Below are 10,337 nucleotides of genomic sequence, written 5' to 3'. Positions count from 1 at the left end.
GGGCGAAGAGGAGGATGCCGTAGTTACCGGGGCTTTCTTCTAGGAGGAGTCGGAGTTTGCGCAGGTGCTGTGGGGGCGTGAGGTGGGCGTCGTCGATGGTGAGTGCGATGGCTTTTCCTTTGTGGTGGAGGATGCGCATTTGGTGGATGACTTGGTCTTCGCATTTGAGGTCTGAGCCTGCGTGTTCGATGCCGAGTGCTTGGCAGAGGATGCGTAGGGTGTTGGCGTAGGTGTGCATGGTGCGGGTGATGTATGGGGTGACGAGGTGGTCGCTGCTTTGGGCGAAGGCTTGGCGTAGGATGGTTTTTCCGGTGCCGGGTTGTCCGACGAGGATACAGAGTCTGCGTTGGTTGGTGACGTCTTTGTCGGGTTTGAGCAGTTCAAGCTTTTTGACGAGTCTGCGAAAGGTGTTGGGGGCGATTTGCTCGCGGCGTAGGAGTCCCTTTTCGATGCAGGTGCGGTAGAGTTCGGCGAGGTTGAAGTCGTTGTCTCGAAAGAAGGGCTTGGCTTGCTCAATGGCTTCGAGGAGGCGTTCTGGGGAGATTTTTCGCGTTTTGCCTTTGTCGGAGCGTTCTTTGGGGCAGATGGCGGTAAAACCGTGTTTTTTGTAACGCAAGCGCCAGGTTTCGATGGTCCTGAAGGTAAAGCGGTGGCGCTGTCCTTCTTCATCTTCAAAGGTCAGTGTGCTGACTTGGCGTATGCGCTGGGTGATGGTGTTGCCCTCGGCCATATCGATGGCAGCGAGGACCCTCATTTTGACGTATTCGGATGGATTTTTCATAAGAATCTCCAACCTGATGGTATTTTCAGAGCCCGTCGCGTTGCCTCTTGTGTTGTCGATCTTTAGCGTTGGGACGGCTTGCTTCGGATCCGATCTGAAACCGGTCACTCACTCACTCACTCACTCACTCAGGCCTGCATGGGCCATGGTTTTTGAAAGCGTAACTGGAATGACTCAATGAAGTGGGTGCTGCCACATACTTGATCGATGTGATCAAATAGGTCCGAAAGGATGCCGTTACTGTGAGGAGGAGGAGGTGGTGGTGGTGGTCGGGCTCGGCATAGCTGAGTGCGGACCGCGCTCTGAGTCTGTGCTCCGGTCAATCGACATATCCAACGGTAGGCACTGTCAGTAGAAAAGCCGGCCTGATGAGCTTGCTCCCATGCTGAGAGCACCTGGCCACCGCCGCTGGAGCGTGACCATGTTGAAAACAAAGTAGATAAAGTCCGAGCCAGAACGCTGTATCGCGGGATGATGTTTGCCAGATAGACAGTAAAACTGCGTCCACATCCAGATCGGCTCTTGCGCCGCGAGCTGCACCAAAAGCGCGCGCCACGCATCTGGCCAAACTTGTTCTTGAGCCGCCCATGGCAATTAAGGACGCCGGCCTGATTGCAGTGAGGGCAGGTCCATGACTTGGCCGAATGTTCACAGGCGACTAAATCGGACTCGGATTGAACAAAACGTGGAGGGCACCTCCGAAAGCCTAGGCCGACTCAACTGAAATCGGTAGGACTAAATTAACGTCGTAGTTCAACACAAAAATCGGATGGGGAATTTGGACAAAAGACTCCAGTTTCCACGAGGAGAATTCGGGCGATAACAGCTAGGAGTGGGTTGACCCTTTCCTAAAACCGCCCCAAAAAAACGGGGTGACCCCGTAACCCCATCACCAGAACCCATAGGAGGCTTCTTTGCTCAAATCGCACTGTAGCCGGATCGGCCACCGCATTACGGAGGCTGAATATTCTCGCTTACGCCACAAGGCAGCAAAGTGTCCACGGGTATACTCTAAGACTAGCCTTTGGTTGTGGAAACAGTGCCAGTGTTACTATTTTTTATTTATTTTTTCTCAACAAGATCCAACTTATTGAGTTCCAGGCATTTCGGCATCAATTCTATTCAAGGCTTCGAGATAAGATTCTTGCAAGGCCTGTTTTCTCAGAGCTTGAGCATCATTAAAAGTTGGCAACATTTTAATTCTATCCTTTGCGCTGTTAAGTAATATTTGAAATGTGCCTGCACGGGATTCGAATTGTTCCTCCAGCTCAATGACGTGATCCACTAATGATGAATATTGAGAGCGCTGATCTGCGGATGGTAAGAAAAACTTTGTTTTTGTATACAGATCCGATGTTATCTTTAGGGATTCATTTGCTAGTCGCTCTGCTTCTTCGTAGTCTTCGATAAGCCCGCTGAACTCAGCAACCATTTTGTGTTCTGGAAAAACCTCTTCGAGGCGGGACAAATACAGTCTCCCCATCATTGTGGGAGCTTGCCGACATTTTTCCAGTAAACTAAGTGTCTTAGAAAGGAACTCGGCTTTTCGAGTCTCATAGAATTTCTTGATCTCTTCGTTATCTGGGTCGAGCTCCATAGCTTCTAGGTAAAATGGCCTCTCGGACACAAAACCGTTAATTTTCCGCTGGGCTTTTCCCTCCTCGATCAATTGATTTACCCTTTGATTGAGCAGGTTTTGTTCGTTCTGTTTTTTGAGCTCGTTGAACTTTGAATCTATATGATCCTCATCTACTCCGATTGTATTTTCAATATTTACATCACCTTGGATTTTAGCCTCTCCAGATATTGTGTTTTCAATAGTTTTATTCTCAGAAGGAAGATCTTTCTTCTGAACAAGAATCCCTTGACCAAAGAGGAGAGCCAACCCTGCAATTAGAGCCATCGCGAACGCTATAATATTTGGGGTATTGAAAACCTTCATTGTAAATCAAAGTTAAATATTTTTAGTTAAATAAACTAATAACTATCCTCGAATCGTAGAAATGTAATCGAGGAGCTAATTATTCAATTCTTTCAAAACTTGTTTCAGCCAGGGTTAGCAAGACAAATACCCGTTTTAAATCATGCAGAGCAATTGAGTTTAAAACGGCTTAAGCTCCTCCTGATACCACCCCAGAAAACGGGGTGCCCCCGTAAACCCCACCAATCAAAACTCATAGGAGTTTTCATTGCTCAAATCGCATCGTGGCCGGATCGCCGCGTGCCTCCAATCGTATTGGAAGGCATAACGCCATGGCTCGACCCAGAAAAACCAAAGATACGCGCAAGACCCGCCGCATCAGCTGCCGCATTACGGAGGCTGAATATCTGCTCATATGTCATAAGGCGGCAGTCTTTGGCGTGAGCATTCACGAGCTTGCTCGACGGCTAGCCCTTGGTTGCGCGAATGGCGTGAACATTACGGTAAACGAGCGTGTCAATCCCGCACTCATCCAGCAGCTGCATCACATCGGGGTGATTCTTAACCAAGCAGTGAAGCGTTTTCACATGACGGGCCGCAGCTCGAAATATCTGGATGTCATGTGTGAGCGGATCGATGCCTTGATCGATGAAGCACAATCTCAGGAGAAAATCTAATGGTCCCCGTGATCGCAGGCATGGGAACGTCCTTCAAGGGCGCATTTCTTTACTAGTGCCATTATAAAGATGCGAGGACGACCATGCGTGTTGCATGGACTGAAACGCGCAACCTCATGGCAGATACAGTCGATAAGGCTTGGCGCTTCATGGCGTATACCGCCAAAAGCCATGAGCGCCTAAAGCAGGCGGCGGGCGTTAAAGCGACGGGACGCAAATTAGAAAAACCCGTCTTCACTTATTCTTTAAGTTGGCATCCTGAGCAGTCGCCGACGAAGCGCGAGATGCTGAAGGCGGCTGATGATTCCTTAAAGGCTTTGGGGCTGGAGGAACATCAGGTCATAATTTCTTGCCACCGCGACGAACCGCAGCCGCATGTGCATTTGATCGTCAACCGCACACACCCGCTCACCGGAGTTGCTGCGAAGCTCAGTCGTTCGAAGTGTAAGCTTTTGGATTTCGCGCGGGTGTTTGAGCGCAAAGAAGGTACGGATTACTGTCCCGCGCGTGAGGAAAATCACCAAAAGCGAAAGGCTGGGAAACGAACCAAACACGGCGATCCAGTGATCGTGAATGCATGGGCGAAGAGTAATAACGGGAAAGAGTTTGTGGCTGCGCTCGAAGCAGAGGTTACGCACTGGCAAACGGCAATCGGCGTCTTGTCGTCGTTGATCGCTACGGAAAAGCGATCAACCCCATTCGTCAGCTTGAAGGCGTAAAAACAAAAGAGTTCAATGCCTTGCTGGGCGATTTAGATCTGAATTCTCTTCCCCGTGCGTCAACGCTCAAGAAGTCTGCGAAAAACGCAGAGAAAGAAAAACGAGCCGCCGCGGGGCGAAAACGCGATGCGCTTGAGGAGCGCAAAGCTCTGATACTGGCAGCACTTCAAGATCGCCAGATCCAGGAACGCGCAGAAATTTTCAAAAAGCATCATACGCGAATAGAAAAAGCGAAGGATGAGCTGTCCATTTACTACGCCTTGAGCGAGCACAAGCGCGACATCGAGACCCTGAATATACGCCTCAGGAAGATAGGATTCTTGGGGCGTTTATTCGGACGGCACCGGAAAATGGAAGCTGAGAAGGAAGAAAAACTGAAAACGCTGAGTAATGCCCAAATGCGTTTCAATGAGATGATAGAATCGCTTGAGATGAAACGCGACCGCGAACTGGAGCAGCTCTCGCACAAACAGTCTGAGCAAGTCAGAAAATTGACGCTCGAATTGGATGCCCAGTTCTTTGAGCGAGAACATGCCCCGCAGAGGCGTAGTCGAAATCCTGATCGGTATTCTATCCCGCCGCCATCACGCCGTTAGGTCTCGGGCTCTGCGATTTCATACTCTTGAACAAAAGATATGCGGGCATAGGCGTTGAGAAGCTTTGCAGGAAGGTCCCAATGGGCTGGCTCATCGAGCCCCTTAATGATCATGTAATAATCCAGATCTTCGCGGCTCATATCGATTTCGACCTGCAAAAGCGCTTCACCTTGATTTGCGTCATGGCGGAGTGGATCAAGAGAATAGAGCGTGACGGTCTCACCGGAGAACCCTTGATCGAGAATCGAGTCAGCGTCCTCAAATGAAGTTCGGTAATAGAAGGTTGGCTGACTGATGCTGGAACTGTATCCTGATACGGAATGCAGTTCAATGGAGGCGGGATTAAGATTTCCCATTTCGTAACGTATTTTTTTTTGAACGACCAAGCCCAAATCAAAAGACTGCAATAAATAGGAAAAGTCGCTAAGACACCGAATTTTAGGAGTTGAGCGTTTGTATCTCTTTGTATGAACGACATCGACACGACGAGATATGTGAATGGGCAGCGCCTTTTGGAAATCTTATTTGATAGCGAGTCGCGGCCCTCTCTATGCTGGCTTAGGCGTATGCAAGCCCAGCGTAGGATTCCATTTATTAAAATCGGTCATCTTGTTCGGTTTGATATTGAAGAGGTCCGTATTGCCCTGTCGGACCGTTGGACGGTCAAGCCACGGCTGCGCTCAAAGCGCTCGGTCTAAGCCCCCAATACCATTTGACCTGCTTTTGACTGACTAAGCCTTTATAATGGCGCTGTACGATATCGGGTGAATTTCCAGCCCAGCTTGCCGTTTGTCCTTCATGCTCATGGGTCGCCAGATGATAGCTAATCGCGGTGTGGCGTATAATGTCAGGAATCCAGTCTGGTGCCTCTCGGTTTGCATTACGTGTTGCTGTTTTTAAAAAGCTGTCCGCTTCGCTCATATTCACGCGCGATTCTGTGTAGGCGAACCCCGCCATGGCTTTGAGCGTATCAAAATCACGTCTGAAATTTCTCGGTACAATAGGTGCATGAATGCGGGCGTAAGGGCGCAGCCACTCGACAAGATTATCGCTGATCTGAATGAGGCGGCGCTGGCGCATTTTGGCGGTCTTACTGGAAATCGTAATCAGGCTTTCGTTGAGGTTGATCGCATCCCAGCTGAGGCCCTTCATCTCACTGGGGCGAATGCCCGCGAAGAGCGATAGAGTGACATAGGGCAAAAGAAGGCCTGCTTTAAGGCTTTGTGCCGCTTGCAGGAACTGTGTAATCTGTGCAGCTATTAGAATGGCGGGCTCTTCGCGTTCGGTGCGAATTTTCTCAACAGCTCGCATAGGCGAGACTTTGCAGTAACCCCGTTTTTCAGCCCATGAAAAGAAAGAGGATAAGGCCCGCCTTTGATTATCAATGCTCGTGGGTTTGAGGCCTGGCTTAAACAGAATGCGTGTAATATCCTGAGCGCTGATCGTCGATAAATGACGATCCGGCATACGCTTGACGAGTGCGCCAACCCGAGAGCGTAAATTTTGCAGAGTCAAAGGACGTAAATTTGCAGCCTGTTTGTCGCACAGAAAATCCTCAAACGCTTCTTTTATAGTGATGGGCGTAAGTGTATCGGTCCGGCTGTGCAGGTAAAAACGGATGGCTTCAATGAGATCCCCATCTTTGCCCAGCATCTCATAAGCAACTTCGCAGGCCCCGATTTGCTTTTCATTGAGATGGGTCAGCCTGGAATGCGGGTGATGCCATGATTAGAGGTTTCAACGGCGAGCATGGAGCACATGCCCTGAGCTTCCTCCCGAGAGGCAAAATTTTGGCGCACGCTCGTGCCATCGATTTTTTGCCCTGAAACGCGATAAGATACCGTGCCGCTACGATTGGTAAATCGAGTGATTTTAAAACGATCTTTGAGGGAAGATAACGGCTTTAAGTTTACGATTTTTGGCAACTGTTCTGGCAACCGCGAGCCTTTTTTGAAGTGATTTTAAGCTATAAGCGGAATTGCGGGCTTCGGCCAATATCCTCATAAGCCTTTGGTCGGCAGTTCAAGTCTGCCCTCTGGCACCATTTTCAGGAAAGGAATTTTCTGGATAGAGCACTTTCCTATTATCGATTGGTCGTATTGACAGCCTTTCACACTAGTGGTCCGGTTCAGTTCGCAAAGCTCACCGCCCGGTCATATCGCTTCGCTCGGAACAAGTCTGCTCTCTGGCACTATGTTAGGGGTACTAGGTTGTGGCCGGGATGAGCTTTGAAGGACAATGAGAATGAGTCTGAATCCAGGCGAGTTAGCCGCCTCTGTAAAAACCCTTTTAAGTTACCTGAATTGCCCGACACAAAGGCCTAAAACCATTGTATTGAGGACGTAGAATATGTGGAGGGTAATTACAAATTATGGCGATTGAGAAACTCATCGTTCTCGACGACGATCTGACGGTAAGAAAATCACTAGCGGAGAAGCTGCGTACGAAGCGCTACTCTGTGGCAGAGGCGGAATCGATTGCGCATACGTTGGACTTGTTGTCTCGTGACCAATTCGATCTGGTGTTTGTCGATTCGCGTCTGCCGGATGGCGAGGGTCAGGAACTTTTGGAACAATATAGCACGCGCCCGGATGCGCCTATGTTCATCATGATTACTGGCTTCGGCACGATCGAGTCTGCTGTGGAGTGTATGAAGCTCGGTGCGTTTGATTATATCATCAAGCCCTTCGGTTTTGAGCAGATCGAGGTCGCACTCAGTAAAGCCAAGAAGCACAATCAGCTCCTCAAGGTAAATCAGTATTTCAGTAACGAGAGTCAGTCCCAATCTGAGATGATCGGAGCTAGCACGGTGATGCGTCGGCTCAAAAAGATGATCCAAAAAGTCGCAGCGACTGAGGCTACAGTGCTTGTCATGGGCGAGAATGGAACCGGGAAGGAAATGGTAGCGCGCGAACTCTACCGGCTGAGTCCACGAGCGAGCCAGCCGTTCATTCGAGTCAATTGTGCGGCGATATCAGAAAACCTCATCGAGAGTGAATTTTTTGGGCATGAAAAAGGTGCCTTTACAGGAGCGACCCAGCGAAGGGAAGGGCGTTTTGAACTCGCAAATAACGGCACGATACTACTCGACGAAATCGGTGAGATTTCCCCTGCCGTTCAGGTGAAGCTATTACGCGTATTACAAGAGCGTGAGTTCGAACGCGTGGGCGGCAATACGACGATTTCCGTAGATGTGCGCGTGATAGCGTCGACCAATCGTAACCTCATGGAGGCCGTAGAGCGTGGGGAGTTTCGCGAAGATCTTTACTACCGTTTAAACGTATTCCCCATCGATGTCCCTGCTCTCCGCCAGCGCAAAGACGATATTCCGGGGCTGGCGACAAAGTTTCTTCAGAACTTTTCTAAAAAACATCGTTTAGACATACCTGGCTTCACTCAGGACGCGCTCGATCTATTGCTTGCTCATGATTGGCCAGGAAATGTGCGAGAATTGCAAAACACCATCGAGCGTTCGGTCATTCTTGCCGATGACGGTGAGGCTGTTCCAGGGCAGTATTTGGGAATCATGCCGAAGAAGGCGAAAGTGTCTGAGTTAGTACCAGTCGCGGCGGGATCTTATAGTTTTGGTGGGGACGCTGACTCAGCGTCAATAGTCGAAGAGGCCGCACCCATGAGCCCACCCTCCTTTGCATCAAGCCAAAGTATGGAAGAGGTCGAAAAACAGCATATTCTGATTGTATTGAAAGAGGTGCAGGGTAACCGAACCCGCGCGGCTGAGGTGCTGGATATGAACATCCGCACGTTGAGGAATAAACTGACGAAATACGCTGAGGCTGGTGAGGACGTATCGGGCCTCAGCTCCGAATGAGAAAACCAAAATATGGACGTCGCGTTTAAAGCATTTCCAGAATATCAGGTCCTGATCGAGTCTTTCTCAGGTCGATTAACTCGCGAAGACCTATGGGTCGCTATACAGGCCTCCTGGGAGGCGCCGGGTTATGATCCGTCGTTTTCAGGAATGTCCGATCTGCGCCGAGCACAGATTGCGATGTCGGTCGAAGAATTCCGACTCTTGGAAGGAGATTTATTTAATCATCCGAGGAAGGCTAAAGGGCAATGGTTCTGGCTTTCTGATGCCCCGCTGGCGACAGCCTACGGTCTATTACATGAAAAAGCGACCCAGCATCGGAGTCCGTTTATCGTCACCTCTACCTGGGAAGCCGGATGGAATTGGATGGAAAAAAATATTCCTTATGCGCTGCTCGAAGAAGTTAATGCAGCCCGACGCCCGCTTTTAGAGCTTTAAATTCTCTGGGAAGCCCTGTCATATGATCATGTCGCAGTCCCTATAGTTCAATGGATAGAACAAGGCTCTCCTAAAGCCTAGATCCGGGTTCGACTCCCGGTGGGGGCGCCATACCGCTGCTATTAGCCATTGATTATCGAATGATTCCAGAGGCAATGGGGCCGATGGAGAGAGTCTCACAATGGTGGTCCGGTTCGCCAACGCGTTGGCGCCCGGTCATGTCGGCAGGCGAGCTGCCTCGGAACGACTCCCGGTGGGGGCGCCATACGGCTGGTATTAGCCATTGACCATTGAATGTTTCCAGAGGCAATGGGACCAGTCTTTGAGGAAGAGCGTGGAAATGTCGAATTGGGGGAATCAGTATGAAGGGACACCGATCAAAATTGCACCCGATTCAACGGGGTGTGAGTAGATCTACGGAAAACTGATTTTGAGCTCAGATTAGAAGCGCAGAGTCATGTCGACAGCCATTGCTTGACTTGAGCTTTGATTGGCAAGAAGGCAATCGCTCGCGGGATCACCCTACAAAACATCCGTGTGCCTCGCATTTCTGGTCCCATGGCGTCATCCAAAGCTCGTTGAGTTGGGATGTCGTTGGAACCCGAAACATAAACCAATCAATCAACAGAAAGGAAAGAAACAGAAACCAGCGACTGAAACTCTCAGTTCAAACCCGGCGGGTATCCACTCCCGCGCCGAAGGTCTGACCCACCACGGCAAGCGAGTCTAGCGTAGTCGCTTCCGAAAGGAGGGCACGAAGCGTAGACAGCGAGCTGTAAAGCCTAGTGATTGAGCCTCGAAATGAAACTCGGTGGAGTCTTCGTGTTTGTGACAGTGGGGACAACATGGGTGCATCGAATAAAGCCGATTGTGGCGATGGTCTGATGCGCACATCCGCCCGGGGTCGTAGAGCTTAGGCAAAGCAGCATTGGGGTTTGGCGGGAAGATGAGAGAGCCTCCCGTTTCTCTGGTAATCACCGGACTTTAGGGCCACTCGGTTTACCAAGGCCCCAGACATCGGCCATGTCGGTGCAGCCGATGTCGCAAAGAAACGCACCGCACCCAGAGTATCGTATGGTAAGGGAAGCCGAGCCACCGAGATGAACGAAGGCAGTCTTAGCCTCTGCATAGTAGCGTCTGAAAGATGGGGAACCTTCCCGAGGGACCCATGGAGTAGCCAAGGCGGAGGTCGGATCATGGAAGCTGAACCTGCGACCTACGCATGGACCACAGAACCATACAAAGCGTATCCACAAAACAGCTCAGTATAGCAAACACAGCGAAAAGATATCCGCACGAAGCGATCAAAGAGCGCTTTGCCCAATACGGTCTACAAATCCATCCTGAAAAGACACAGTTGGTAGGGTTCAAGCGTC

10 protein-coding genes and 1 tRNA gene are annotated in these 10,337 nt (G+C 50.2%); 6 read left to right on the top strand and 5 right to left on the bottom strand.

Going from position 1 to position 10,337, the window contains the following annotated elements; all coding sequences use genetic code 11:
• The 3 genes from HRU10_14125 to HRU10_14115 all read right to left on the bottom strand — a co-directional run.
• A partial coding sequence (locus tag HRU10_14125; protein NRA28368.1) for an AAA family ATPase occupies nucleotides 1-781 on the bottom strand: 781 nt, incomplete at its 3' end.
• A gap of 128 nt (nucleotides 782-909) precedes the next feature.
• The gene (locus tag HRU10_14120; protein NRA28367.1) at nucleotides 910-1,341 is read right to left on the bottom strand and encodes a hypothetical protein; all 432 of its coding nucleotides are present in this window, start codon (nucleotides 1,339-1,341) and stop codon (nucleotides 910-912) included.
• A 527-nt stretch (nucleotides 1,342-1,868) separates the two neighbouring features.
• On the bottom strand, nucleotides 1,869-2,723 hold the full coding sequence (locus tag HRU10_14115; GenBank protein NRA28366.1) for a hypothetical protein: 855 nt from the start codon (nucleotides 2,721-2,723) through the stop codon (nucleotides 1,869-1,871).
• Nucleotides 2,724-3,034: 311 nt separating this feature from the next.
• On the opposite strand from HRU10_14115, the gene HRU10_14110 reads away from it, so the two are divergent.
• From HRU10_14110 to HRU10_14100, 3 genes are all read left to right on the top strand, one after another.
• The gene (locus HRU10_14110; GenBank protein NRA28365.1) at nucleotides 3,035-3,379 is read left to right on the top strand and encodes a hypothetical protein; all 345 of its coding nucleotides are present in this window, start codon (nucleotides 3,035-3,037) and stop codon (nucleotides 3,377-3,379) included.
• Between the two features lie 83 nt (nucleotides 3,380-3,462).
• The gene (locus tag HRU10_14105; protein ID NRA28364.1) at nucleotides 3,463-4,098 is read left to right on the top strand and encodes a relaxase/mobilization nuclease domain-containing protein; all 636 of its coding nucleotides are present in this window, start codon (nucleotides 3,463-3,465) and stop codon (nucleotides 4,096-4,098) included.
• Nucleotides 4,099-4,118: 20 nt separating this feature from the next.
• A complete protein-coding gene (locus tag HRU10_14100; GenBank protein ID NRA28363.1) occupies nucleotides 4,119-4,694 on the top strand; it encodes a hypothetical protein in 576 nt (191 codons plus the stop codon).
• Here HRU10_14100 and HRU10_14095 read toward each other — a convergent pair.
• Entirely contained in the window at nucleotides 4,691-5,050 is a 360-nt protein-coding gene (locus tag HRU10_14095) for a hypothetical protein (protein NRA28362.1), read from the bottom strand. The genes HRU10_14100 and HRU10_14095 overlap by 4 nt on opposite strands.
• A 307-nt stretch (nucleotides 5,051-5,357) precedes the next feature.
• Nucleotides 5,358-6,347: a tyrosine-type recombinase/integrase gene (locus HRU10_14090; GenBank protein NRA28361.1), complete on the bottom strand. Its 990-nt coding sequence runs from the start codon at nucleotides 6,345-6,347 to the stop codon at nucleotides 5,358-5,360.
• Nucleotides 6,348-7,065: 718 nt separating this feature from the next.
• Here HRU10_14090 and HRU10_14085 point away from each other — a divergent pair.
• From HRU10_14085 to HRU10_14075, 3 genes are all read left to right on the top strand, one after another.
• Nucleotides 7,066-8,523 carry a sigma-54-dependent Fis family transcriptional regulator gene (locus HRU10_14085; GenBank protein ID NRA28360.1) on the top strand — a complete coding sequence of 486 codons (1,458 nt, stop codon included), beginning with the start codon at nucleotides 7,066-7,068 and terminating at the stop codon, nucleotides 8,521-8,523.
• 12 nt (nucleotides 8,524-8,535) lie between these two features.
• Nucleotides 8,536-8,961, top strand: a complete 426-nt coding sequence (locus tag HRU10_14080; protein NRA28359.1) for a hypothetical protein — start codon at nucleotides 8,536-8,538, stop codon at nucleotides 8,959-8,961.
• 36 nt (nucleotides 8,962-8,997) lie between these two features.
• A tRNA-Arg gene (locus tag HRU10_14075) sits at nucleotides 8,998-9,072 on the top strand.
• Nucleotides 9,073-10,337 lie beyond the last annotated feature (1,265 nt).

This window comes from Opitutales bacterium (genome assembly GCA_013215165.1).
Classification (GTDB): domain Bacteria; phylum Verrucomicrobiota; class Verrucomicrobiia; order Opitutales; family JABSRG01; genus JABSRG01.
The sequence above is the reverse complement of the archived record's forward strand: the minus strand, read 5'-3'. Positions and strand labels throughout refer to the sequence as shown.

What these genes read in the sequence shown, in the direction of transcription:
- HRU10_14120 (NRA28367.1), bottom strand. Translation starts at nt 1,341, where the DNA reads ATGCGTGGCGCGCGCTTTTGGTGCAGCTCGCGGCGCAAGAGCCGATCT.
- HRU10_14110 (NRA28365.1), top strand. Translation starts at nt 3,035, where the DNA reads ATGGCTCGACCCAGAAAAACCAAAGATACGCGCAAGACCCGCCGCATC.
- HRU10_14105 (NRA28364.1), top strand. Translation starts at nt 3,463, where the DNA reads ATGCGTGTTGCATGGACTGAAACGCGCAACCTCATGGCAGATACAGTC.
- HRU10_14080 (NRA28359.1), top strand. Translation starts at nt 8,536, where the DNA reads ATGGACGTCGCGTTTAAAGCATTTCCAGAATATCAGGTCCTGATCGAG.
- HRU10_14085 (NRA28360.1), top strand. Translation starts at nt 7,066, where the DNA reads ATGGCGATTGAGAAACTCATCGTTCTCGACGACGATCTGACGGTAAGA.
- HRU10_14115 (NRA28366.1), bottom strand. Translation starts at nt 2,723, where the DNA reads ATGAAGGTTTTCAATACCCCAAATATTATAGCGTTCGCGATGGCTCTA.
- HRU10_14090 (NRA28361.1), bottom strand. Translation starts at nt 6,347, where the DNA reads ATGCTGGGCAAAGATGGGGATCTCATTGAAGCCATCCGTTTTTACCTG.
- HRU10_14095 (NRA28362.1), bottom strand. Translation starts at nt 5,050, where the DNA reads ATGGGAAATCTTAATCCCGCCTCCATTGAACTGCATTCCGTATCAGGA.